The 25,926-nt window shown below is 39.3% G+C and carries 24 protein-coding genes; 2 read left to right on the plus strand and 22 right to left on the minus strand.

Translation table 11 applies throughout. The annotated features are described in order from the left end of the window. Positions 1-2: 2 nt before the first annotated feature. From rsxA to rsxC, 5 genes are read right to left on the minus strand one after another with little or no spacing between them, the layout of a single operon-like run. Entirely contained in the window at positions 3-587 is a 585-nt protein-coding gene (gene rsxA / locus BLP54_RS02990) for an electron transport complex subunit RsxA (RefSeq protein ID WP_072912570.1), read from the minus strand. After that, entirely contained in the window at positions 587-1,447 is an 861-nt protein-coding gene (rsxE, locus tag BLP54_RS02995; RefSeq protein WP_090166578.1) for an electron transport complex subunit RsxE, read from the minus strand. Before rsxE ends, rsxA begins: the two co-directional genes overlap by 1 nt. Beyond that, complete coding sequence (locus tag BLP54_RS03000) at positions 1,440-2,063, minus strand: RnfABCDGE type electron transport complex subunit G (protein WP_090166580.1); 624 nt, start codon at positions 2,061-2,063, stop codon at positions 1,440-1,442. Before BLP54_RS03000 ends, rsxE begins: the two co-directional genes overlap by 8 nt. Further along, positions 2,056-3,012: an RnfABCDGE type electron transport complex subunit D gene (locus BLP54_RS03005; protein ID WP_090166581.1), complete on the minus strand. Its 957-nt coding sequence runs from the start codon at positions 3,010-3,012 to the stop codon at positions 2,056-2,058. The genes BLP54_RS03000 and BLP54_RS03005 overlap by 8 nt, the downstream gene beginning before the upstream one ends. A gap of 16 nt (positions 3,013-3,028) precedes the next feature. Further along, positions 3,029-4,348 carry an electron transport complex subunit RsxC gene (rsxC, locus tag BLP54_RS03010; protein WP_090166583.1) on the minus strand — a complete coding sequence of 440 codons (1,320 nt, stop codon included), beginning with the start codon at positions 4,346-4,348 and terminating at the stop codon, positions 3,029-3,031. A gap of 167 nt (positions 4,349-4,515) precedes the next feature. Between rsxC and BLP54_RS03015 the strand changes: the two genes are divergently transcribed. Continuing rightward, positions 4,516-5,574, plus strand: coding sequence for a ribonuclease H-like domain-containing protein (locus BLP54_RS03015; protein ID WP_090166585.1), 1,059 nt, complete (start codon positions 4,516-4,518; stop codon positions 5,572-5,574). A gap of 110 nt (positions 5,575-5,684) precedes the next feature. Here BLP54_RS03015 and BLP54_RS03020 read toward each other — a convergent pair whose 3' ends face one another. The 17 genes from BLP54_RS03020 to BLP54_RS03100 all read right to left on the minus strand — a co-directional run bounded on the left by BLP54_RS03020 (position 5,685) and on the right by BLP54_RS03100 (position 24,648). Continuing rightward, the gene (locus BLP54_RS03020; RefSeq protein ID WP_090166587.1) at positions 5,685-6,458 is read right to left on the minus strand and encodes a CheR family methyltransferase; all 774 of its coding nucleotides are present in this window, start codon (positions 6,456-6,458) and stop codon (positions 5,685-5,687) included. A 156-nt stretch (positions 6,459-6,614) separates the two neighbouring features. After that, positions 6,615-7,739: a 30S ribosomal protein S1 gene (gene rpsA / locus BLP54_RS03025; RefSeq protein ID WP_090166589.1), complete on the minus strand. Its 1,125-nt coding sequence runs from the start codon at positions 7,737-7,739 to the stop codon at positions 6,615-6,617. Next, the gene (gene ispH, locus BLP54_RS03030) at positions 7,727-8,572 is read right to left on the minus strand and encodes a 4-hydroxy-3-methylbut-2-enyl diphosphate reductase (protein ID WP_090166591.1); all 846 of its coding nucleotides are present in this window, start codon (positions 8,570-8,572) and stop codon (positions 7,727-7,729) included. The genes rpsA and ispH overlap by 13 nt, the downstream gene beginning before the upstream one ends. 9 nt (positions 8,573-8,581) lie before the next feature. Then, positions 8,582-9,241, minus strand: a complete 660-nt coding sequence (gene cmk, locus BLP54_RS03035) for a (d)CMP kinase (RefSeq protein ID WP_330386124.1) — start codon at positions 9,239-9,241, stop codon at positions 8,582-8,584. A 21-nt stretch (positions 9,242-9,262) separates the two neighbouring features. Next, the gene (locus BLP54_RS03040) at positions 9,263-10,492 is read right to left on the minus strand and encodes a BaiN/RdsA family NAD(P)/FAD-dependent oxidoreductase (protein WP_090166595.1); all 1,230 of its coding nucleotides are present in this window, start codon (positions 10,490-10,492) and stop codon (positions 9,263-9,265) included. Next, positions 10,492-11,406 (minus strand): MurR/RpiR family transcriptional regulator, encoded by a 915-nt coding sequence (locus BLP54_RS03045; RefSeq protein ID WP_090166598.1) that lies wholly within the window; start codon positions 11,404-11,406, stop codon positions 10,492-10,494. The genes BLP54_RS03040 and BLP54_RS03045 overlap by 1 nt, the downstream gene beginning before the upstream one ends. A 100-nt stretch (positions 11,407-11,506) precedes the next feature. Beyond that, positions 11,507-12,925, minus strand: coding sequence for an oxaloacetate decarboxylase subunit alpha (locus BLP54_RS03050; RefSeq protein WP_090166600.1), 1,419 nt, complete (start codon positions 12,923-12,925; stop codon positions 11,507-11,509). Positions 12,926-12,947: 22 nt separating this feature from the next. Further along, positions 12,948-14,096 (minus strand): sodium ion-translocating decarboxylase subunit beta, encoded by a 1,149-nt coding sequence (locus BLP54_RS03055; RefSeq protein WP_090166602.1) that lies wholly within the window; start codon positions 14,094-14,096, stop codon positions 12,948-12,950. Positions 14,097-14,110: 14 nt separating this feature from the next. Beyond that, positions 14,111-14,467, minus strand: coding sequence for a biotin/lipoyl-containing protein (locus BLP54_RS03060; protein WP_090166604.1), 357 nt, complete (start codon positions 14,465-14,467; stop codon positions 14,111-14,113). Positions 14,468-14,485: 18 nt separating this feature from the next. Further along, positions 14,486-15,280 (minus strand): OadG family transporter subunit, encoded by a 795-nt coding sequence (locus BLP54_RS03065; RefSeq protein ID WP_090166606.1) that lies wholly within the window; start codon positions 15,278-15,280, stop codon positions 14,486-14,488. A gap of 18 nt (positions 15,281-15,298) precedes the next feature. Further along, a complete protein-coding gene (locus tag BLP54_RS03070; RefSeq protein WP_090166608.1) occupies positions 15,299-16,633 on the minus strand; it encodes a carboxyl transferase domain-containing protein in 1,335 nt (444 codons plus the stop codon). Positions 16,634-16,795: 162 nt separating this feature from the next. Continuing rightward, on the minus strand, positions 16,796-17,368 hold the full coding sequence (gene scpB, locus BLP54_RS03075; protein WP_090166610.1) for an SMC-Scp complex subunit ScpB: 573 nt from the start codon (positions 17,366-17,368) through the stop codon (positions 16,796-16,798). A gap of 20 nt (positions 17,369-17,388) precedes the next feature. After that, on the minus strand, positions 17,389-18,144 hold the full coding sequence (locus BLP54_RS03080; RefSeq protein WP_090166612.1) for a segregation and condensation protein A: 756 nt from the start codon (positions 18,142-18,144) through the stop codon (positions 17,389-17,391). A gap of 120 nt (positions 18,145-18,264) precedes the next feature. Further along, positions 18,265-19,470 carry an NADP-dependent isocitrate dehydrogenase gene (locus BLP54_RS03085; RefSeq protein ID WP_090166614.1) on the minus strand — a complete coding sequence of 402 codons (1,206 nt, stop codon included), beginning with the start codon at positions 19,468-19,470 and terminating at the stop codon, positions 18,265-18,267. A 62-nt stretch (positions 19,471-19,532) separates the two neighbouring features. Beyond that, positions 19,533-21,938, minus strand: a complete 2,406-nt coding sequence (gene leuS, locus BLP54_RS03090) for a leucine--tRNA ligase (protein WP_090166616.1) — start codon at positions 21,936-21,938, stop codon at positions 19,533-19,535. 110 nt (positions 21,939-22,048) lie between these two features. Continuing rightward, entirely contained in the window at positions 22,049-22,384 is a 336-nt protein-coding gene (locus BLP54_RS03095; protein WP_090166618.1) for a hypothetical protein, read from the minus strand. A gap of 167 nt (positions 22,385-22,551) precedes the next feature. Then, on the minus strand, positions 22,552-24,648 hold the full coding sequence (locus BLP54_RS03100; RefSeq protein WP_090166620.1) for an elongation factor G: 2,097 nt from the start codon (positions 24,646-24,648) through the stop codon (positions 22,552-22,554). A 176-nt stretch (positions 24,649-24,824) separates the two neighbouring features. Here BLP54_RS03100 and BLP54_RS03105 point away from each other — a divergent pair, with 176 nt between their 5' ends. Continuing rightward, complete coding sequence (locus BLP54_RS03105; RefSeq protein ID WP_090166622.1) at positions 24,825-25,925, plus strand: prephenate dehydrogenase; 1,101 nt, start codon at positions 24,825-24,827, stop codon at positions 25,923-25,925. Position 25,926: the final 1 nt, after the last annotated feature.

Consider the following 25,926-nt stretch of genomic DNA (forward strand, 5'->3'; position numbering starts at 1 on the left):
CCTTATATTACTCCTGAGAATCCAAGGAATGCCATTGCCATAAGTCCTGCTGTTACAAGAACTATAGCTGAGCCCTTGAAAGTCTCTGGAATATCGTTGTATTCAATTTTCTCACGAATACCAGCCATGATTACGATAGCAATTGTAAAACCAACAGCAACACCGAAACCATTTATAACTGATTCGAGAATATCGTAGTTGTTAGTTACGTTATTGATGGCTGTACCAAGAACAGCGCAGTTTGTAGTAATCAAAGGAAGATATACACCAAGTGAATTATAAAGTGATGGCACATTCTTCTTTAAAACCATCTCTACAAACTGAACCAGTGCAGCAATTACAAGGATGAATACAATTGTCTGCATGTATTCAAATCCAGTAGGAGCAAGAATAAATTTGTAAATAAGCGAAGCAACAAAAGATGCTATCGTAATTACGAATATAACTGCTCCTCCCATGCCGGCTGCTGTCTCTACTCTTTTAGAAACACCAAGGAATGGGCAAAGTCCAAGGAACTGAGAAAGAACAACATTATTTACGATTGCTGATGCAACCAATAATAGAACTAAACCTGTAAAATAGCTCATTATTTATCCTCCCCCTTTCCTTCAATATCATCTGCATAAGAAGAATCAGATCCTGATTTTTCTACATCTTCAACATTCTTAGCATTTGCAGTATGCTTTACCTCCTGCTTAACCATCTGCGGCTTTGCCACATCCTTAGGATTAACAGGTGGAAGCTCTTCTACATGATGAACTAATGACTTTCCAGTGCATGCACTTGAAAGTGAACATCCAGAACAGTCACCAGCAAAGCATCCCTGAACAGCTGGAAGTGGCTTGCCTTTTGCTTCCATTCTTTTACGAATAATATTCATTATCGCAACAAGGAAACCAAGTACAAAAAATGCTCCAGGAGCCAAACCAAATAAAGTAATGTGATAATCATTCAAGGCTGCAATATTATTTCCAAAGAATGATCCATTACCTAAGATTTCACGAACCATACCGATAAGGGTAAGTCCGACGGTAAAACCAAGTCCCATTCCAATACCATCAAACATAGATGGTATAACAGGATTCTTTGATGCGTAGCTCTCTGCACGTCCTAAGATAATGCAGTTAACTACGATAAGTGGAATATAGATTCCAAGTGATTCATATAATGAAGGGGTAAAGCCTTCCATTAAGAACTGTACGATTGTTACGAAGGATGCAACTACAACGATGAACGCTGGCATTCTTACTCGATCTGGTATGAGATTTCTAAGAGCAGAAATCATCATATTTGATAGTACAAGTACAACAGTTGTAGAAAGTCCCATTCCTATTCCATTGATAGCTGATGTGGTAACAGCAAGTGTTGGACACATACCTAGCATCAAAACGAAGGTAGGATTTTCTTTCCAAAGTCCGTTATATAATCTTTCAAGATACTTATTCATTTGCTGCACCTCCTACCAAATAATTGAAGTAGGTAACACCTGCATTTACACCATTTGTTACAGCCTTTGAAGTAATTGTAGCTGCAGAAATGGCATCAACCTCAGAAGATTTAGATGCACCATTTTTTGTAACTGTAAATATCTCTGCTTTTCTATCCACAAACTGTGAAGAGAAAGTACCATCGCCAGTATCTCTGGCTTTCATACCAAGACCAGCGGTCTCAGAAATACTTGTAATAGAATATCCATTAATCACACTTTCATTGGTAATACCCATAGAGAAGGTGATTTTTCCGCCATATCCTGCTGATGAGGTAACAGTGATAATGTATCCAACCTGATTACCATTAACGTCCCAGGCTGTTACACAATTATCAATTGTATCATCAGTATAGCCTGCTTCATGCACTATCTCAGTAGCCTTTTCAGAATCGAATCCCTCTAAAGGCTCATAGGCCTCAGCAGTAGAATAAACTGTCTGATATGCCTTTGTAAGGGCATCCTCCTGAGCTTTTGCTATAGGTGCTTTTGTTATTTCATAAACCAAACCAAGTGCAAAGCCTGCAACAACAGTAATACCTGTAAGAACCAAAGCATCTTTAACTAATTTATTCATTAGCCTTCACCTCCTTTGGTTTTCTCTCACGTTCAATGCCGAAAGCTCTTGGAACAGTAACTCTTTCGATAAGAGGAACAAGAAGGTTGCTAAAGATAATCGCGAAGCTGACTCCTTCTGCACTGTTACCAAAAATTCTGAACAATCCGGTAAGAACACCAAGGCATATACCAAATATCACCTTACCCATAGGTGTAATTGGTGAGGTTACATAATCTGTTGCCATGAAGAAGGCACCAAGCATAAGTCCACCACCACAAAGGTGTGCAACAATGTATGTAGTGTCAAAACCATGACCACCAAATAAAACGATGAATACAACAAAACTTAAAATGTAAACACCAGGAATTGTTAAATCAATTACTCCTAAAAGAATAAGGATAATAGCTCCAATTAAAATACAAAGAGCACTTGTCTCACCGATAGTACCACCTGTACGACCAATAAGCATATCAAGCGTATTAACCAACTCGCCATTTTTGAGACATGCAAGAGGTGTAGCTCCTGCAACACCGTCATACTCAAAATGTGTCATTGTAGCGGCAAAAGAAATAACAAGGAATGCTCTACCGCCAAGGGCTGGATTCATAAAGTTCTGTCCAAGACCACCAAAAAGCATCTTAACTACAACTATCGCAAATACGGAACCAACAACTGCCTGCCATACAGGAAGTGTGCTTGGTAAATTAAGTGCAAGTAAAAGACCAGTAACGGCAGCACTCAAATCCTTGATTGTGCTTTTTTTACCAACAGCCTTTTCAAATAAAAACTCTGAAAGTACACATGTTAGAATACATACTGCAACTAGTAATAATGCTCTAAGGCCAAAATTTATAATACCAAATATCGTTGTTGGCATAAGGGCAAGGATTACATAAAGCATGATACGGCTTGTATCGTCTTTGGCTCTAACATGTGGAGATGAAGAAACCTTATATAAATTGCTCATGTTTTGCCTTTCCTTTCTACTTTTTTCTCTTATCTGCCAGAACCATCTTCTTCATGGTCTTTATTGCTTGAGCTAAAGGCTGGCGAGCTGGACATACAAAACTGCAGCTACCACATTCGATACACTCAAGACCATACCACTTTTCAAACTGTTCCTTATCACCATGATCAGAAAACTTAGAAAGACGAGAAGGAATAAGATTTTCAGGACAAGCTTCTACACATCTGCCGCAATTAATGCATGCAGTAGTCTCGAACTTAGAAACTTCATCCTCAGATAATGCAACAAGAGCTCCCGATGTTTTTGTAGTAGGTACATCAACATCCATAAGAGCAAAGCCCATCATTGGACCACCTGAAATAAGCTTTTGTGGCTCACGAACATATCCTTCTGCAGCTTCAAGTATTTCCTTGTAGCTTGTACCAATGCAGATACAGAAGTTACGTGGTTCCATGATTGCATCACCTGTGATAGTGAAAATTCTATCCATAACAGGCTTGCCCTCTACTACTGCTGTGTATACAGCATTGATAGTGGCAACATTATCAACGATACAACCTGCATCAGCAGGAAGCTTCTTTGAATTTATCTCTCTACCCGTGCAGGCTTTGATAAGCTGACGCTCACCACCCTGAGGATATTTTGTCATAAGTGGAACTACCTCGAGACGAGGTTCTTTTTCACAGAGCTTTGACAAAGATTCGATAACATCATTCTTATTATCTTCTATTCCAAGAAGTCCCTTTGCTTTTGGAAACAGCTGAAGAATAATCTTCATTCCTGTAATGAGTTTTTCAGGCTCTTCAACCATTGATCTGTAATCAGATGTAAGATATGGCTCACATTCTGCACAGTTTGCAATGATGAACTCAATTTTTTCTGGATTGTTTGGAGAAAGCTTTACGTGAGTAGGAAATCCCGCTCCACCCATACCAACAATTCCAGCGTCCTGAATCTTCTTAATGAGTTCCTCTTTAGAAAGCTTTGTATAGTCATCACAACCTTCAAAGCCTTTCTCAATGAATTTTCCATCGCTTTCAATTACGATGGAGTTTACCATGTCTCCAGTAGGTACTCGCCTAGGCTCAATCGCTTTTATCTTGCCTGATACAGAAGAATAAATAGGTGCAGAAACAAAACCACCCGCATCAGCAATCTTCTGACCTCTAAGTACAGTATCGCCCACTGCAACGCAGGCTACTGCTGGCGCACCAATGTGTTGTGACAATGGATAAACCATTTCTCCCTGTGGCACTAAATCCTTGATAGGCTTTTCCTTTGAAAGTTCCTTGCCGTCATAAGGATGAACACCACCTTTGAATGTCTTAAGGCCCATGTACTTTACCCCTCTTTTGAAAATTTGTTTCATAACACTTAACTAAATTGTATCATTTTGCTGGAAACAAAAGATAATTATTATCATTTATTTTGTATATTTTTAAGTACAAAAATGGTAAAGTAGTTGTGTTGTTTGTGCAAATCATAATAAAAAGGACGCTTTATATGGAAATTATAGAATATAGCTATGACATAGATAATATCAGCTACTCTTTAGATAAATATTTCGATGAGAACACAGTATTTTTCGATATAGAATGCACAGGACTTTCTCCTAGAAAATCCTTCATTTACCTTATCGGATATGCGGTAAGACTTGGAAACAAAATAACTATCACACAGCTTTTAGCAAACAATGAAGCTGAAGAAATAGATGTATTAACAAAGTTTGAAGAAGTACTGGATTGCTACACCACCTTACTGGGCTTTAATTCTACAAGATTTGATGAAGCATTTATCGTAGAAAGATGTAGAAAATATAAGCTCAACACGAAGATTAAAGCTAAGAAACATATAGATATGTATCTTACAACTACAAAGGCAAAATGTCTTTTAGATTTACCAAATTATAAGCAAAAAACTATAGAAGAATTCTTAGGTTTACACCGAGATGACAAATATAACGGTGGCGAATTAATCCCAGTGTATCAGCACTATTCACTTATGGGCGATAAGGAATCAAAAGACCTGATTTTGCTCCATAATTATGAAGATATAAAAGGCATGATATATATTTCAGATATTATGGCATATGCGGATTTACTTAATTCGGATATACGATATGTTAGTCAGGAAAGTGATGGAAATAAGCTGAGATTTGAAATGGAAACCTCTATTAATCTGCCTAACTCCATCAATAAAATTCGTGAATACGGAATGTATATAATTAAAGGTAACCGTATTTACGTTACATTAAATCTATTTAATGGTTCGCTTTTTACCTTCCTACCAGACCACCGGAACTATTACTATCTCATTAACGAAGATATAATTGTTCCAAAGTCTATTGGTGAAAGCATCGACAAGAACTGTCGCAGACCAGCTCAGAAAAGAGACTGTAAGGTTGCTGCGGAGGGAACATTTTTATCTTTACCAAAGGGTATAGATGTTGGAAGCACCCGCACCTTCCGGGAAACCTACGAATCCAAGGAATCCTTTATTTCCGTAGAGGATATAAGAGAAGAGATCTTGCTGAAAATTACCAGATATATGTTAAAGCATTAAAAAAACATCCAGTAGTCGACAATCTCTGAGTTTTACTCAAGCGAAGCTTTCTTCAGCTGAGCGGAGTAAAATTCAGGATTGTAGGCGTAACTGGATGTTTTGTAAATTTATTATACTTTCTCGTAATAGAAGGAATATCTTCTCTTATATCCAAGTTCTTTGTAGTCTATTACTTGTTCTGTAGATCCAATGAAAAGGATTCCACCTGTTCTAAGGGATTTGCAGAACTTGTCATAAACCTCTGTTTTAGCCTCATCAGTAAAGTAAATCAATACATTTCGACATACAATCATATCGTAGTTTGTAGGATAAGCATCTCTTAAAAGATTATGTTCCTTAAACTCTACACATTTTTTTACTTCATCACTAATCTGATAAGAACTTCCAACCTGTGTAAAGAATTTCTTCTTCAAATCAGCTGGTACATTAGCAATACTCTTGGCACTGTAAAGTCCTACCTTTGCGGTTGCAATAACCTGTTTATCCAAATCAGTAGCAAAAATCTTAATCTTATTAAGAGGTATATGTTGTGACAGACACATTACTAAAGAGTATGGCTCATCACCTGTAGAACAGGCAGCACTCCAAATTTTAAGGTTCTGCCCTGACTTTTTCATAAGCTCTGGAATAAATTCCTTGCTCATAAGCTCCCATTGCTCCGGGTTTCTGTAAAACTCAGATACATTTATTGTCAGGAAATTTACAAATTCGTCAAAGACTTCCTTGTCATTTTTAAGTAGCATTACATATTCATGATATTCCTTGCACTTATGCTTTGTTACAAGTGAATCGATACGACGGCGCATCTGCTTCTCCTTGTAAGAGCTAAGGTCTATCTTTGTCAAATCATGTACTTCTTTCTTGAATCCTTCGTAATTATCCATATAACACTCCTTAATAGTAAAGATTGCTAATCAAAAATATACATCACCACTTTGAATAGCTACATTATACTGATTATTTGTGTATTTATTGTTATATTTCTACGAAGAAATAAAAAATAAGACCTGGAACTAATCCAGGCCTTATAATAATCAATTTTATTCCTCTGAAGCAGCTACTTCTTCGATGTTAACATCAGCAACCTCAGCCTCGTCAGCCTCAGCTGTCTCTGGCTCAAGAAGCGCCTTCATTGAAAGGCTAATCTTCTTCTCATCGTCGTTGAACTCAACAACCTTTGCCTCGATGTCCTGTCCGATTGAAAGTACATCAGAAGGCTTCTCAATACGATCCTTAGAAATCTGAGAAACGTGAAGAAGTGCATCAATACCAGGTGCAAGCTCTACGAAAGCACCAAAGTCCTTCATACGAACAACCTTACCCTTAACAACAGAGCCTACAGCATACTTATCTGCAGCACCATTCCATGGGTTCTCATTATCAAACTTGCAAGAAAGTGCAATCTTGCCGTCCTTGATTTCCTTAACAAATACCTTAATTGTATCTCCAACATTAAGTGTCTTTGTAGGATTCTCTACACGACCCCAGCTCATCTCTGAGATGTGAAGAAGACCATCAGCACCACCTAAATCGATGAATGCACCAAAGTCCTTAACGTTCTTAACTGTTCCTTCGAATTCCTGTCCAACAGCAATCTTAGACATAAGCTCTTCCTGAGCCTTTGCTCTATCAGCAACAAGAAGTGTCTTTCTGTTACCAATGATTCTACGACGCTTTGGATCGAACTCTGTAATAATAAAGCTGATTTCCTGACCCTGGTACTTTCCAAGATCCTTCTCATATACGTCTGATACGAATGAAGCTGGGATAAATACTCTAGCTTCGTCAACAACAACTGTAAGGCCACCCTTAAGAACCTTATCAACAGTAGCTGTAAGAACTTCACCGTTCTCAAATGCCTCTGCTAATCTCTCATTACCCTTTTCCTGAACAAGTCTCTTGTAAGATAAGAGAACCTGGCCCTCGCCATCATTTACCTTTACAACAATAGCTGAAAGTGGGTCGCCAACCTTAACAACTGTAGTAAGATCTACATTTGACTCGTTGGTGTACTCAGAACGTGTAATAATACCATCTGACTTGTAACCGATATTTAAAACGATTTCATCAGGCTTAACACTGATAACAGTACCGTCTACGACCTCTCCATTGTGTATAGTTTTAAATGATTCCTCTAGCATTTGTTCAAAACTCATTTCTGACATTTCTTTTGAACCTCCTCGATAATATTGTTTGGGGTGGAAGCCCCTGCTGTAATACCTACACTTTCAATGGAACTAAGGCCAGAAAGCTGCAAATCATCAGCTGTCTGTATATAGTAAGTATCGTTGCATTTTGTTTTGCATATCTCATACAATTTCTGCGTGTTAGAAGAATTCTTACTTCCAATGACTATCATAGCATCTACTTTGGAAGCGATTTCAGCCGCTTCAACCTGTCGCTTATTAGTCGCATCGCATATTGTATTCAAAACAATAATATGATAACCTTTTTGCTTTATAATTTCAACTAATTCTTGAAATTTATTATGATTGAAGGTGGTTTGCGACACAATACAAATACTCGCATGAGTATTAACTGAAAAATCCAAAGCCGCCTTTTCATCAGGGATTACAGTGTAATCTTCGCCGTTAATCCAGCCTACAATCCCTCTAACCTCAGGATGATCTGGGTTTCCGATGATGACAATATGCTCACCATTTTTCGAGTGCTCGTCCACTGCTCTATGAATCTTTTTAACAAAAGGACATGTTGCATCAATAATTGTATGACCCTTTGCTTTTAAATCTTCTTCCACAGCTCTGGTAACACCATGAGAGCGAATGATAACTGTACCTGCAGGATAAACTTCGTTAGAATCCTCCTCCATTACCTTTACACCATTTGCCTCAAAGCCCTTAACAACTTCTTCATTATGAATAATTGGGCCATAAGTATATAAAGGTGCAGCACCTTCACTGATTTGTTTTTCTACAACATCTACTGCTCGCTGAACTCCGAAGCAGAAGCCTGCTGACTTGGCTAAAGTAACTTTCATAAATTACCTCTATTTATTACATAAATTAATAATTGCTTCAACAACCTCATCAATAGTCATATTTGAGCTGTCTACTAAAGATGCATCATCTGCCTGCTTAAGTGGGCTGATTTCTCTGTGACTATCACGATAATCACGTTCCTCAATATCCTTTGCAATCTGATCAAAGTCTGCTTCTAATCCCTTAGCTACAAGCTCGTCATAACGTCTCTTAGCTCTGCACTCTACTGATGCTGTAAGGAAAACCTTAACATCTGCATTAGGAAGAACTACTGTACCGATATCACGTCCATCCATGATAACATCTGTAGTCTTAGCAAGCTCCTGCTGTAATGCAACAAGCTTTGTTCTTACTGGTCCGTAAACAGATGTAGCGCTGGCCATGTTTCCAACCTCTTCTGTACGAATGAGACCTGTAACATCCTCGCCATTAAGAATTACGTGCTGAGCGCCATCTTCATATTTAATAGAAACGTTAATATCATCAACCACTGAAGAAATCTTTGCCTCATCATCCTTTGCGATATTAGAACGAAGGAAGAATAAAGCCATAGCTCTATACATAGCTCCAGTGTCTACATAAACATATCCTAACTTCTTTGCAATAGCCTTAGCTATTGTAGATTTGCCAGCACCAGCTGGTCCGTCAATTGCAACATTCATTGCCATAATAAATTATCCTCCAAAATCTTATATTGATAACCCGGCCAAATAACCAGTAGACCAGGCAATTTGTAAATTAAAGCCTCCTGTAAAGGCATCTAAATCAAGCACCTCTCCAACGAAGGAAAGACCATTTATATTTTTACATTTTAAGGTAGATGGGTCAATATCTTTCACAGAAACTCCACCCTGTGTCACAATGGCTTCATTGTAATCTCGAAGCCCTGATATTGTGAATGGAAAAGCCTTGAGCAAATCAAGAAGCTGACCTCTCTCTTCCTTTGTGACAGAATTGATTTGACGACTGTCATCAAAATCCATAATCTCAATAAAAACAGGAACCATGGAACTTGGAAGTAACCCTCTAAGCACAGAGCTCAAGTGCTTATTCATGTTTTCATTGAAATCTCTTAAAATTCTGTTTTCAAGCTCCTCTCTTGAAAGAGCTGGCTTTAAATCAACAACAGCTTTTAGACTGCCCTTCTTTTGAAGAGTTTTTCCTATTATTGAGCTGGCAGATAAAACCAAAGGACCACTTACTCCAAAATGAGTAAACAGCATTTCGCCAAAGCTGTCATAAAGCTTTTTCTTTTCATCAAAAATTGTAAGATTAACATTTTTAAGGGCAAGTCCCTGCATAGTAGGAATATACGCTTCTTTTGTATTCAAAGGAACAAGAGCTGGTCTTGTTTCTGTAACATTAAGCCCTGCCTTTTTCGCCCATTTTAAACCATCACCAGTGGAGCCTGTAGTTCTGTAAGATAAACCACCAGTTGCTACCACCACGTGGTCGCAGTCCATCTTAGTACCATCCTTTAAAAGGACACCTGTCACAGTATCCTTATCAATAATAATATCCTGTACTTCGGTATGAAGCTTTACTTTTACTCCATATTCCTTAAGCGCTTTTTCCAAAGCCTTAGTAATATCGCTGGCATGATCAGAAACTGGAAATGCCCTGTTTCCTCTCTCTACCTTTGTAGGTGTACCATTCATCTCAATGAAATCTATCATAGATTCTGGACCAAAGGTATATAACGAGCTATATAGAAACTTTGGATTACTAACTATATTCTTAAAGAAATCCTCTATATCACAAGCATTAGTAAAATTACATCTACCCTTTCCTGTAATATAAATCTTCTTTCCTAATTTTTCATTTTTTTCAAGAAGTGTGACTGTATGCCCACACATTCCTGCTGCGTATGCCGCCATCATTCCTGCAGCGCCACCGCCAATAACAATAACATTTGCCATTAAGATTCTCCTGGATAGAACATTTTTATAGAATCATCAACCATATCAATTTCATCATTCTCATAAAACTGATATTCATTCCAGACATTCTCAACCATTTCAAGAGTGTCTGCCACTTGAGCCTGTCGGCGATTACAAAGCTCAACAATAAGAGCATTAATAACAGACAATGGTGCAACCAGTGAATCAACAACTGAATGCATATCACTTTCTGCTATAAGATTGCAGGAGCTGTAAAGGTTCATAGGCGAATGTATAGAATCTGTAATCGTAATTACATTAGCCTGTCGGTTATTTGCAAACTCCAATGCCTTTAAAGTACGCATAGAATATCTAGGGAAAGATATTCCTATAATACAGTCCTCCTCACCAATATGAATCATCTGCTCAAACAGTTCTGATGCAGAGGATGTCTGAAGATTAACGACATTATCAAAAATAAGATTTAAATAAAATGATAAAAATGATGCAAGTGGAGCACAGGAACGAATACCTACCACATATATCCTTCTTGCTTTTAGCAAGGTCTCTACAGCATTATAAAAAGCAGCCTCATCCATGGATTCCATGGTGTTTTTAATCTTCAATGCATCAGAAGAAAGTACCTCACGAAGGACTCCATTTTGTTCGATTCCACCCTTTGTAATCTCTACTCTGTCAGTGGTATTGAGCTTACTTCTAACCATAGCCTCTAATGCCTGCTGGAATTCAGGATAGCCACTGTACCCAATGAATGAAGCAAATCTAACTACAGTAGACTCAGAAATACCAATAATTTCTCCAAGCTTTGCTGCAGTAAGGAATACCGCCTTATCGTAATTATCTATGATGTAATTTGCCAAAAGCTTTTGTCCTTTTGACATTCTTCCATATTTTTCATTAATTTTTGAAATTAAATCTGTTGTTGTAGCCATATCTCACCCTTTATAAATGCAAAATACTCCATTAGAAGTTAATTATAGAGTAAAAAAAAGAGTAATGCAAGAAATCTTGCATTACTCAAAATAGCTTTAATTAAACTGGATAAGCTTTATTTTCCTTATCTGCTTTTGCAGGATCAACCTTTGTCTGCTGAGCTTCACGATATTGGAAGAACTCTGTTGCAACCTTAGGGAAAAGTGCATATGTGAGGACATCCTCATCCTGCTGCTTCCACTGCTTGCATTCCTCCTCAAACTTAGCAAGACCTGGCTCAATTAAATCTGCTGGACGACAAGTAATTGCTTTATCCTTATCAGCACCAAGTGCTTTCTCAACAACCTCTGGATTGAAAGGCTTAACTGTCTGACCGTACTTACCAAGCAAGATATCCTTAGTCTGCTCTGTTACTACCTTGTATCTCTCACCCATAAGTACGTTGAATACAGCCTGTGTACCAACGATCTGAGATGAAGGAGTAACAAGTGGTGGCTCACCAAGATCCTTACGTACACGTGGTACTTCCTCAAGAACCTCACGAAGCTTATCTTCCTTACCCTGCTCCTTTAACTGGCTGATAAGGTTTGAAAGCATACCGCCAGGAACCTGATAACGAAGTGTATTGATGTTAACACCAAGTACCTTTGTAGACATAAGTCCACTCTCGATGCACTCCTCTCTGTATGGTCTGAAGTAATCAGCGATTTCTGAAAGAAGCTCCTGATCAAAGCCTGTAGCATATGGTGTGCCTTCGAAAGCAGCTGCCATAACTTCAGTTGCAGGCTGTGATGTACCAAGTGCGAATGGTGACATAGCACAGTCAATAATATCAGCACCAGCCTCTACAGCCTTCATGTATGTCATTGAAGCTACACCAGATGTGTAGTGTGTATGCATTTCGATAGGAAGTGTTGTAGATTCCTTGAGTGCTGAAACAAGCTCATAGGCCTTAGCCGGAACAAGAAGACCTGCCATATCCTTGATACAGATTGAATCTGCTCCCATATCCTCGATACGCTTTGCAATATCCTTCCAATAATCAAGTGTATAGGCCTCACCAAGTGTATAAGAAAGAGCTACCTGAGCATGTCCCTTTTCCTTATTTGTAGCCTTAACTGCTGTCTGAAGATTTCTGATATCGTTGAGGCAGTCGAAAATACGAATGATATCGATACCATTTGCAATCGACTTCTGTACGAAGTATTCAACAACATCATCTGGATACTGACTGTATCCTAAAATATTCTGACCTCTGAAAAGCATCTGAAGCTTTGTATTCTTAAAGCCATCACGAAGCTTTCTAAGTCTATCCCAAGGATCTTCCTTAAGGAAACGAAGTGAAGCATCAAATGTTGCGCCACCCCAGCACTCTACTGCGTTGTATCCAACCTTATCCATCTTATCTACGATAGGAAGCATCATAGATGTTGGCATACGAGTTGCAATAAGAGACTGATGTGCATCTCTTAGTATTGTCTCAGTTATTTTAACTGGCTTTGGACTAATTTCTGCCATTTATTTTATCCTCCTTAGTACATTAAACTCCAAATATTGCCATGAATACACCGGCTGCAACTGCAGTTCCGATAACACCAGCAACGTTTGGTCCCATAGCATGCATAAGAAGGAAGTTTGTAGGGTCCTCTTCTGCACCGACCTTTTGTGAAACACGTGCTGCCATAGGAACAGCAGAAACACCAGCTGAACCGATAAGTGGATTAATCTTACCACCAGTAACGTGGCAAAGAAGCTTACCAAATAATACACCAGCTGCTGTACCGAATACGAAAGCAACAAGACCAAGAACTACGATCTTGAGTGTAGCTGCATTTAAGAATGCCTCAGCAGATGTAGAAGCACCTACTGATGTACCAAGAAGAATAACTACGATGTACATAAGAGCATTAGATGCAGTCTCTGTAAGCTGATTTACAACACCAGACTCCTTGAAAAGGTTACCAAGCATAAGCATACCAACAAGTGGAGCTGTTGTAGGTAAAATCAAACATACAATAATAGTAACAACGATTGGGAAGAGAATCTTCTCAAGCTTAGAAACTGGACGAAGCTGAGCCATCTTAATTGAACGCTCTTCCTTTGTTGTAAGTGCCTTCATAATTGGAGGCTGAATGATTGGAACCAAAGACATATATGAATATGCTGCAACAGCGATTGGTCCCATAAGTGCTGATTGTCCTAATTTACCAGCAAGGAAAATAGATGTAGGTCCATCTGCACCACCGATGATAGATACTGCAGCAGCTGCCTGATCTGAGAATCCAAGAAGGATTGCAAGAAGGTAAGCTGTGAAAATACCAATCTGTGCAGCAGCACCAAGCCAGAAGCTGATTGGATTTGCAATAAGTGGACCGAAATCTGTCATAGCTCCAACACCCATGAAAATAAGTGATGGAAGAATTGAATACTCATCTAAAGTATAGAAATAATAAAGCAAGCCGCCTACTCCATTGGAGGTTTCCTCTGGAGATGCAATGATGTCAGGATAAATGTTTACCAACAACATACCAAAAGCGATTGGTAATAAAAGAAGTGGTTCGTATCCTTTTTTAATTGCAAGGTAAAGGAAAACACAGGCAACCGCTATCATGACAAAGTTTCCCCAGGTCAGATTGAAAAATGCAGTCTGATGAGCCAGGTTTAACAATGTCTCTCCAACGTAACTCATGTGTAATCCTCCTATTAGTTCATAGTTGCGAGTAATGCGCCAGCCTCAACCTGCTGACCTTCGTTGCAGTTGATTGATGCAACAGTACCATCCTGAGGTGCAACAACAGGTGTTTCCATCTTCATAACCTCAAGAACAACAACAGGGTCACCCTTCTTTACAGAAGTACCTGCAGCAGCTGCAATCTTAACAACCTTACCGGCAGCACCTGCCTCGATCTTAACACCACCAGCAGCGCCTGTAGCAACTGGAGCTGGAGCAGCAGCCTTTGGAGCAGCTGCAGGAGTAACTGGAGAAACGCCAGAGCCTCCCTTATCTTCTACAGTAACATCGTATACTGTTCCATTAACAGTGATTGTATAATTTTTCATGGAAATTTCCTCCTAAGTCTAAAATCTTTTCTTGATAGAACGTACTACAAACGAATCTGTAGAAGCTCCTGTGCTTGCAGCGATTGCTGCAGCAATAACAGCGACAAGCTGTAAATCATCTGTTTCGTTCTTTGCGGATGTAGCAACTGGTGTAGCTGCAGGAGCAGCAACAGCCTGTGGCTCTTCCTTCTTTTCCTTTGCTCTCTTCTCGAGCTTAGGAATAATCTCGAAGCACTTGATTACACCAGACATAACAACAAGCATTGCAAATACAATAAGGATACCCATTACTGTATTTAAAGCTGCCTTCTGCATTGTCTCGCCTAATGTGTAAACTGGCTCGATATCAACTGCTGTAGGACCAGCATCAACATCGTTAGCGTTGTAAACGAATGTTGTCTTTAAATCTCTAACTGTAAAATCAGTAATCATTGTGGCTGTGATTGTCTTACCAGACTTTTCAACCTCAACCTTACCAAAATCAACAAAATCTCCTACCTTAACATCCTTAATATCTTTGTAGCTATCGATAAGACTATCAAAACCTACAAAGCTTGTAGATAAGAACTTTGGAAGACCAGCTTCTTTAACTGCATCGCCATACTGACCAAGTCCGTTAGCCATAAAGTATTCAGTAGCCTGCTCGTACTCAGACTCATCTAAGCTAAGTGCGTAATTCATGTATAGCTTCGCGATAGTGTCGTAAGCTTCTGTATCGTATCCTCCGTAAGTGTTATCTTTCTTGCCGCCACAGGCAACAAGACTAAGAGCAAGGATTAAGGTAGTGAAAACTACTAAAATTCTTTTTTTCATAAATTCACCTTCCTGCTCTTAAAAGAACATCTCAAATCCTGCAATAATGTATTTTCTAGCATCTGCTGTAGAAACGATTCTGTCAATGTGACCGTGAGCTGCAGCTGTAAGTGCACTATCCTGAAGCTGAGCGTAATCCTTTTCAATAGCAGCTGCGTCTGTGCCATTTTCGCTTAAGATTCTAGCAGCCTTAGCAGCCTCCATAGCACCAACAGATGCTGTCTCGAAAGCATATACTAAATCTGCGCCAAGTGACTTAGAGTTCATAAGAACATATGGAGAACCGTAAGCCTGCTTAGTAATAAGATTAATCTTTGGAATGCTTGCATCAACAAATCTCTGTGTCATCTGTGCAAGAGCACGTGGTAAACGCTTCTCCTGGCATACACAAGATTTAAATGCAGCAACATTAGTAATAGAAAGAACTGGGATTTCGTACATATCACAAAGATCAACGAAATCCGCTGCCTTCTCGCAACCAGTTGCAGAAAGGAAAGCCTCTCCGTCAACTTCTCTATTACCTACTACACCAATTGTTACTCCATCAAGCTTCATAAGACCTGTAACCATTTCCTTGGCAAAACCAGCCTTAAGCTCGATGAATTCTCTGTTATCAGCAAGCTCTGTAGCAACTGCTGCTGCGTCGCCTACCTTAGACTCAAGACCTTCTGATGCTCTGTTGAGATCATCTGTAGCCTCTGTAATGTCGTTAGGAATCATTGAGATAACCTGTCTCATAGATGCAACAACCTCTGAAAGAGATCCGTGCATATCTACTGTACCAGCCTCTTCGAACTGGAATGCTGCTGAAGATGAATCGCACTCTTCTGCTCTGTTACCCTTAATAGCATCTGGAGAGTTATAGAAAAGTGAAGCACCATCAACCATGAATGTGAAATCAGCAAGTGAAGGAAGAACTGAAAGTCCACCACCACAATTTCCTGCTACACACATAAGCTGTGGAATAACACCCTTTACATCAGCTGCTCGCTCGATTACAGAACCAAGAGCTTCAAGAGCATCAAAAGACTCCTGAAGACGAACACCACCACAATCGATAAAACCGATGACAGGAGCACCAACTTTAAGTGCCATGTCATAAAGTGACAGAATCTTCTTAGCATGCATCTCACCAATTGTACCGCCCAAAACCTCGGCATTCTGGCTAAAAACGAACACTAATGTGCCATCCACAAGACCATGACCAATAATAACTCCATCTGATGGTTCTTTCTTTGCATCAAGGTTAAAATCTGTGTTGCGTGACATTACTAATGACTGAAGCTCAACAAAGCTGTTATCATCAAGTAATGCGTTAATTCTAGCCTGAGCTTGACTTAAATCATTACCCATCTCATACCTCCATTTATATAAAATATTTCAAATTTCTCGCAAGTCTAATAATAGTGTATTTTAATTATGTTTTCAACGTAAATACGTTAAAAAATTGTCATAAAAAACCACCCAAAAATTTGGGTGGTTTTTTGTCGAATTTCACTTGATTTTTTATTATTTTTATATTGTAACTTCTACGTTATTTGCTTCATTTTCAGCCTCGATTTTAAACTCTTCAATCTGAGTCTGTGAAAGCTCTGGAAGTTCATCAATAGATTTCACTCCGAAGGATCTTAAAAACTCTTCAGTAGTACCAAAAAGCATTGGTCTTCCTGGTGCATCAAGACGTCCCAACTCTGTACAAAGCCCAAACTCTACAAGCTTTGAAACAGCGAAATCACAGGATACTCCTCTGATTTTTTCTATTTCTGATTTTGTAATTGGCTGCTTATAAGCAATAATTGAAAGAGTCTCAAGAAGCACATCTGTAAGTACGTATTTACGTGGCTGCTTTGCAATTCTAATAAGATATTCATAAATTTCAGGATTAGTGCACATCTGATATGCACCATCAATCTCAGTAATTGTAATACCGCGCTTGTCAGCTGCATATTTTTCCTTAAGGGAATTAATAGCCTGCACTACCTGCTTTTCATCTATTTCAAGAGCCTTTGCTATTCTGGAAGCCTCAACTGTGCCTCCCATCGCAAACAAAATGCCCTCAACTATATTTTCAATCTCTTTTAATTCCATAATTATTCTCTCCGTAGATATTAGGCTGCGATTCTGGATTCAATCAGAATATCAGTGAAAGTATCTTCCTGGGTGATATTAATCTGACCAGCCTTCATCATCTCTAAAATACAAAGGAAGGTAACAATAACCTCTGTCTTTGAGTGTGCAGCTTCAAGAAGATTTCTAAAGCTGAAGGTGTTATGTGCCTTCGCAAATGCGATAGTCCATTCCATTTTCTGTTCAAGAGAAACCTCTTCCTTTTTTATCTTTCCAAATGTAGAACGGATTGGGTCTCTTCTATTATCCTGACGCTTAAGCACCTGTTGAAAAATATCATTAAGCTTGTTAAGTGTAAGGTCTGCCATAAGCTCTTCCAAATCAACTGGCTGCTGATACTTTAAAACTTCCTCTGGAATAGTAGGTTCCTTGTAGAAAACAAGGCTTGCATCTATCTGTCTGTCTCTAAGCTGATAAGAGATAGTCTTGTACATCTTGTACTCTAACAGTTGCTGAACAAGCTCTGCACGTGGATCCTCAGGCTCTTCACCCTCTTCTGTCTTCTCTTCCTGTGGCAATAACATACGACTCTTGATATCAAGAAGTGTGGTAGCCATAAGCAGGAACTCAGACATAACATCTAAGTCGCTGTTGTCCATAGCACGAACATACTCCATATATTGATCTGTAATCTCAACAATAGGGATGTCATAAATATCAACTTTATTCTTATCAATCAGGTGAAGTAATAAGTCCAATGGACCTTCAAAAACCTGAAGCTTAACATTCATTTCCATACATTTTCTCCATCAGGAGCATAAAAATAGCCCCATACATTTAAGTATGAGACTATTATAATAGACTATATTGTGCAAGTCAATAAACACAAACACTAAATCTTGTGTTTTCAGACTATTTTAAAGAGATTCAAGAGTTTTACGAATTTCAATGATGAAATCCCTTGAATTAAGGACTGCTGGGTTCTCGATTGATGTAATGAGAGCCAAATCCTTTGTCATCTTTCCATCTTCGATAGTCTTGATACAAGCCTTCTCAAGCTTGTCAGCAAATGCAGAAAGCTCTGGTATACTATCAAGCTCACCGCGCTTTCTAAGAGCGCCTGTCCATGCAAAAATTGTAGCTACAGAGTTTGTAGATGTCTCCTCACCCTTAAGATGCTTGTAGTAGTGACGCTGAACTGTTCCGTGAGCAGCCTCGTACTCGTAGTAACCAGCAGGGCTTACAAGAACAGAAGTCATCATAGCAAGTGAACCAAAAGCAGATGAAATCATATCTGACATAACATCACCATCATAGTTCTTACATGCCCAGATGAATCCGCCCTCAGATTTCATTACACGAGCAACCGCATCATCAATAAGGGTATAGAAGTATTCGATACCAGCAGCATCAAAGGCAGCTTTAAACTCCTTATCAAAAATCTCCTGGAATACGTCCTTAAAAGTATGGTCATACTTCTTAGAAATAGTATCCTTTGTAGCAAACCATAAATCCTGCTTTGTATCTAAAGCATATTTAAAGCAGCTATGAGCAAAACTTTCGATTGAATCGTTAAGATTGTGCTGTCCCTGAACTACACCTGGTCCGTTAAAGGTATGAACAAGTGCACGCTCTTCCTTGCCATCCTCAGATGTGTAAACAAGCTCTACCTTACCAGCTGCAGGAATAACCATCTCGGTATTCTTATAAACATCACCATAAGCATGACGGGCAATTGTAATTGGTTTCTTCCATGACTTAACATTTGGGTCAATTCCCTTTACAACGATTGGAGCACGGAATACTGTACCATCAAGGATTGCACGGATAGTGCCATTAGGACTCTTCCACATTTCCTTAAGGTTGTACTCAGTCATACGTGCTGCATTAGGAGTGATTGTGGCACACTTAACAGCAACTCCATATTTCTTTGTAGCCTCTGCTGACTCTACAGTTACCTTGTCATCTGTCTCATTTCTGTGCTCTAGACCAAGGTCATAGTACTCAGTCTTTAAATCGATGAAAGGAAGAAGAAGCTCGTCCTTAATCATCTGCCAGAGGATGCGTGTCATCTCATCGCCGTCCATCTCTACAAGTGGGGTTGTCATCTGAATTTTGCTCATAACGTATTCTCCTTATCTTATAACTTTATAGAATAAGCCTGCCGCTTTGGCAGGCTTAAACATTATTTAACTACAAGGTTAACAATCTTGTTTGGAACATAAATTTCCTTAACGAGATTCTTGCCCTCAATTGCTGCCGCAACAGCTGAATCAGCCTTAGCAATTGAAAGAGCCTCATCCTTCTCACATCCGTTAGGAATCTTGATTGTAGCCTTAAGCTTACCATTAACCTGTACAGCGATTTCGATAGTAGACTCAACAATCTTAGCTGGGTCAAACTCTGGCCAAGCTGAAAGTGATACATATCCCTCTCCGCCAAGCTCAGCGTACATTTCCTCACAAAGGTGTGGAGCAAATGGAGCTAAAATCTTAGCAAGTAATACAAGATTATCCTTAGTAATATGTCCCTCTGCAATGATATCGTTAAGAAGTCCCATCATAGCTGCGATAGCTGTGTTGTACTTCATAGCCTCGATATCCTCAGAAACCTTTTTAATTGTCTTATGAATTCCTGTCTCGATAGACTCGCTGTTAGCCTCATCAGTAACAATATCTGTAAGACCTGCGAATCTCTCAAGGAATCTCTTACATCCACGAACAGATGCATCTGACCAAGGAGCAGCTGCGCCGTAATCACCCATGAATAATACGTAAGTACGAAGTGTGTCTGCACCGTAAGCATCTACAATATCAAGTGGATCAATAACGTTTCCACGAGACTTAGACATCTTCTGTCCGTCCTCGCCAAGGATCATGCCCTGTGCACTTCTCTTCTTGTATGGCTCTGGAGTATTAACTACACCAAGGTCATAAAGGAAGTGATGCCAGAAACGTGAATAAATCAAGTGACGTGTAACGTGCTCCATACCACCGTTGTACCAGTCAACTGGCATCCAGTAGTTGAGCTTGTCCATAGCTGCGAACTCGTTATCATTGTGTGGATCAATGTAACGTAAGAAGTACCATGATGAACCAGCCCACTGAGGCATAGTATCAGTCTCTCTCTTAGCGTCAGCGCCACACTTAGGGCACTTGCAGTTTACAAAGCTGTCAATCTTAGCAAGTGGTGACTCTCCGTCTGTACCTGGCTCAAAGTTCTCAAGTACAGGAAGCTTAAGTGGAAGCTCCTCAAATGGAACTGCTACATCACCACATGTAGGACAGTGAACGATTGGAATAGGCTCACCCCAGTAACGCTGTCTGTTGAATGCCCAATCCTTCATCTTGAACTGAACACCAGCCTTACCGCAACCAAGCTTTTCAAGCTCCTGAATCATTCTGTCGATTGAGTCCTTCTTGTTGTTAAGACCATTAAGGAACTCAGAGTTAATCATGTTACCTTCGCCTGTGTAAGCTTCCTTAGTAACATCTCCACCCTCGATAACAGGGATAATATCAATACCAAACTTAGTAGCGAAATCCCAGTCACGCTGATCGTGAGCTGGAACTGCCATGATAGCACCAGTACCATAACCCATCATTACATAATCAGAAATGAATACTGGAATCTTCTTGCCTGTAATTGGGTTGATTGCATCGAAGCCCTCAACTCTAACACCTGTCTTGTCCTTAGAAACAAGCTGTGTACGCTCGAACTCAGACTTCTTCTGGCACTCAGCTCTGTAAGCTAAGATAGCATCCATGTTAGAAATCTTGTCTGCATACTCATCGATATATGGATGCTCTGGAGCAATAACCATAAATGTAACACCACAAAGTGTATCTGGTCTTGTAGTGTAAATCTCAAGCTTTTTATCTATACCATCAAGTGTGAAATTAACGAAAGCACCCTTTGACTTACCAATCCAGTTTACCTGCTGCTGCTTGATATTCTCAGGGAAATCTACCTCATCGAGACCCTGAAGAAGCTTATCAGCATACTCTGTAATACGAAGGTACCAAACGTCCTTCTCCTTCTGGATTACATCGCTGTCACAGATATCGCACTTACCACCCTGCGAATCCTCATTTGAAAGTACTACCTTACAATGTGGGCAGTAGTTAACAAGAGTCTTATCTCTGAAAACAAGACCCTTCTCGAACATCTTAAGGAAAATCCACTGTGTCCACTTGTAGTAATCCTCCTGAGTAGTGTCGATTGTACGACTATAATCAAAAGAAAAACCTACGCTCTTAAGCTGTGTAGTGAACTTTTTGATATTATCATCAGTGATCTTTCTAGGATGTGTATTTGTTTTGATAGCATAGTTCTCTGTAGGAAGACCGAAAGCATCAAAACCGATTGGGAATAATACATTATATCCCTGCATGCGGCGCTTTCTAGAAACTACCTCTACTGAAGAATATGCCTTGATATGTCCAACGTGCATACCTGCACCTGATGGATATGGGAACTCAACCAAGCCGTAGAATTTTGGCTTGTCAGAACCATCAACAGCCTTAAAGATATCATCTTTTTCCCAGGCTGCCTGCCATTTTTTCTCAATTGCTTTAAAATTGTGCTTCATTTTCTCACCTCGAACTTTACTTAACTAAACAAAAATTATAATAAAAGCTGTGTAGTTTTGCAATAAAACTACACAGCAAAATTGGTTTTTATTGAAAATATGCTTAGCGATTAGGCTATCACCGACATCATAGCTAGCATTCCTAAATTTGTAATATAAGTTCTGCGCTCATCTATGTTCCAGTATTTTTCCTCTACCGGCTTTACATCCAGGTACTCACCATAGTTTAGTGGTGCCACAGATCCATCTGCTACAAAGGGAACCACATATTTTCCTGAAATATCATCTTTATAAACACAAATCCCTGCTTCATCGGGATTATTAATATCTATTGTCTTACTAAATGAAATCAAGTCATCTAAATTTCCAGCCACAGCCTCAAAGAAATACTCTTCAACTTCAGGCTCTGCCTGCTCCATTACTTCTACATTATATTCAATAATCAATTACATTATCCTCTCGTTCTAAAAAAGTGCTCTGATATAGTAGCACGACTTATGAAATGACTCTACCTGCAATTTTTTCAGTCTGTGAAATATGTAACCGAAAATTTAATATTATAGAAAAAAGACTGATGAAGTAACAACCTCATCAGTCTTTCAAATTTTAAATATTATTCCTCATCTACATCCTTAATCTTATTAGCGCGTCTCTCAACCTCCTTAGCCTGAACATCTGAAGGAACCTGCTCATAGCGAGCTAATTCATAAGAGAATGTACCGTAGCCACCAATCATTGAACGAAGCTGGGTATCATAACCGTAAAGCTCAGCCATAGGAACTTCAGCCATGACCTCAGTCTTGCCACCAGTTTCTGTAGGATTCATTCCAAGAACACGTCCACGTCTCTTGTTCAAATCCCCCATTACATCACCAGTGTAGCTATCTGGAACTACAACCTTAAGTGTCTCGATAGGCTCAAGAAGGATTGGATTAGCCTTCATGATACCATCCTTGAATGCACCCTTAGCTGCAACCTTGAATGCCATTTCTGAAGAATCAACTGGGTGATAGCTTCCATCATAAAGGTTAGCATGTACACCAACTACAGGATAAGCTGCAAGTGGTCCTGCAAGAACAGCTTCTGAAAGTCCCTTCTCAACAGCTGGGAAATAGTTCTTTGGAACTGCACCACCAACTACAGACTCTGTAAAGTTGTAATGCTCTTCCATATTTCCAGAAGGCTCAAATGTCATCTTAACGTGACCATACTGACCATGACCACCAGTCTGCTTCTTATACTTATACTCTACATCAGCCTTTCCTCTGATTGTCTCTTTGAATGCAATCTTTGGCTGGCTAAGCTCGATGTCTACCTTGTACTTCTCATTAAGCTTCTGCACAAGCATATCGATATGTCTGTCTCCGATACCATAAAGAAGTGACTGACTGTTCTCGCCATCATTAACAGCCTTGATGGTTAAATCCTCAGCACAAAGCTTTGCGAGTGCCTGTGCAATTTTATCTTCATCTCCCTTATTTTTAGCCTTATATCTCTTGTATGTATAAGGAACTGAAAGTGGTGTTCTAATGTAAAGAATTGGATTAGCCTTTGTAGAAAGTGAGTCTGTAGTAGCTACCTTCTGGAGCTTTGAAAGTGCACAGATATCACCTGCGTGAACCTCAGGGACTTCCTCAGCCTTGCTACCTGTTAAGATGTAAAGCTTTCCAATCTTCTCCTCTGTCTCTTTATGCTTGTTATAAAGCAAATCATCCGTCTTAAGAACACCTGAATTAACCTTGATAAGTGAATACTTACCAACGAATGGGTCGACGATTGTCTTAAATACATAAGCACTCTTTGGCTTAGAGAAGTCATAGTTTGCTTCGTAAACTTCATTCGTATTTGCGTTAATTCCTGTAATCTTGCAATCAGCTGGTGATGGAAGATACTTAACAACGTCAGTAAGCATTGTATACTGACCTCTGTTAGTAAGATTTGAACCCATCATAACTGGAACAATATCACCAGAAGCTACGTTTACACGAAGTGCCTGACGGATCTCATCTTCAGAGAACTCTTCGCCACCAAAATATCTATCCATGAATTCCTCTGATGTCTCAGCAACTGATTCCATCAAAGCTTCACGATATTTCTCCAAATATTCCTGATTGTAATCAGGTACATCAGAGTGTTCTACTGTTCCATCAGCCTTCCAGCGCTTTCCCATCTGCTGGATGACATTTACATAGCCAACAAACTCTCCATTTTCTCTAATTGGAAGATGGAAAGGAGCAATCTTCTTTCCGTACAAACTCTGAAGCTCCTCAACGATTTCTCTATAGCTGGCATCATCTATATCCATGTCAGTTACAAATACCATTCTAGGAAGATTAAATTTGTCGCACATCTCCCAAGCTCTCTTTGTACCAACCTCAATTCCGCTTTTACCTGAAATAACAATAATAGCCGCATCTGCTGCCGAAACTGCCTCCTCAGCTTCTCCGACGAAATCAAAATAACCTGGTGTGTCTAGGAAATTAATCTTAGTATCGCCCCAAATGATTGGAACTAAAGAAGTGTAGATAGAAAATTTGTTTTTTGTCTCCAGTTTGTCGTAGTCACTAATGGTATTACCAGCCTCGATAGTGCCTGGCTTGCTGATCTGACCAGCCAGAAAAGCCATTGATTCGATGAGACTGGTTTTGCCCGCCCCGCTGTGACCAAGCAACACAACGTTCCTAATTTTGTCCGTAGTAAATACCTTCATGTGTCTTACCTCCCAATAAGTTATTCGACGCCTTAACCCCGCCGCGCCGTGATGTTATAAAACTTATATATATTATATTTAATATTCAGACTATTTACAACGCATAAATGTGATATTATATAAATATATTTTCGCTTTAAAGTATTAAAGTATCATATGTTTTGGGAGATTTATTTATGAAGACAAAAACTATCGGATTTGTAGGACTAGGACTAATTGGAGGAAGTATCGCAAAAGCGATATTAAACGTATATCCGAATACAAGAATACTGGCTACTGCTTCCAGAGAATCTACAATCGAAGCAGCTTTTGAGGAGCGCCTTATCGACAACAACGGCCTTCTTAAAATTCACCAGTTCGGTCAGTGTGATATCATCTTTCTTTGCAGCCCTGTAAAGATTAACTGCGATTACCTAAAGATGCTTAAAGATGTTGTTAAGCCAGACTGTATTATCACTGATGTAGGTTCTACAAAAGGCGATATCACATCTGTAGCAAGAGAACTCGGTATGACTAATCAGTTTATAGGTGGTCATCCTATGACTGGTTCGGAACTTACAGGACTTGAGCATTCAAACGCTCTTCTCCTTGAGAATGCATACTATATTCTTACTGCAGATTCAGAAATGAATCGCGAAACCTACGATGAATTTGCTTCGTATATTGAAAGCCTTGGTGCTATTCCAATAATGCTTACTCCTGAGGAGCACGATGACGCCACAGCTGCTGTATCACATCTGCCACACGTCATTGCAGCCTCTCTTGTAAATCTTGTACAGGATACAGATGATGAGCGCTCTATTTGCAAAACTATTGCAGCAGGTGGATTTAAGGATATCACAAGAATAGCCTCTGGATCTCCTACAATGTGGCAGCACATTTTCCTTAGCAACAGAGATGCTTTGATTAAACTTATAGATATATACAAGGACGAGCTGGAAGATTTTAGAACCGCTATATTGAAATCCGATGCAGATGAAATTTTACGACTATGGACAAAAGCAAAGGATTACAGAGATTCCATTACAATTCCAGACAATGCTTTACTTCGTTTTTACGAATTATATTGCGACATTGATGATAAACCAGGTACACTTGTAGGAGTTCTTCAGCTACTTGCTGATGCTGATATCAGTGTAAAGAATATCGATATCATTCATAACAGAGAATTTGAACCTGGTGTTCTTCGAATCGAATTCTATACAGATGAAGCTATGAAAAAAGCTCAAACAATTTTGGTACATAATAACTACTACGTAAGACAAAGGACAAATTAAT

Source organism: Pseudobutyrivibrio sp. 49, assembly GCF_900100545.1.
In the GTDB taxonomy this organism is placed as follows: domain Bacteria; phylum Bacillota; class Clostridia; order Lachnospirales; family Lachnospiraceae; genus Pseudobutyrivibrio.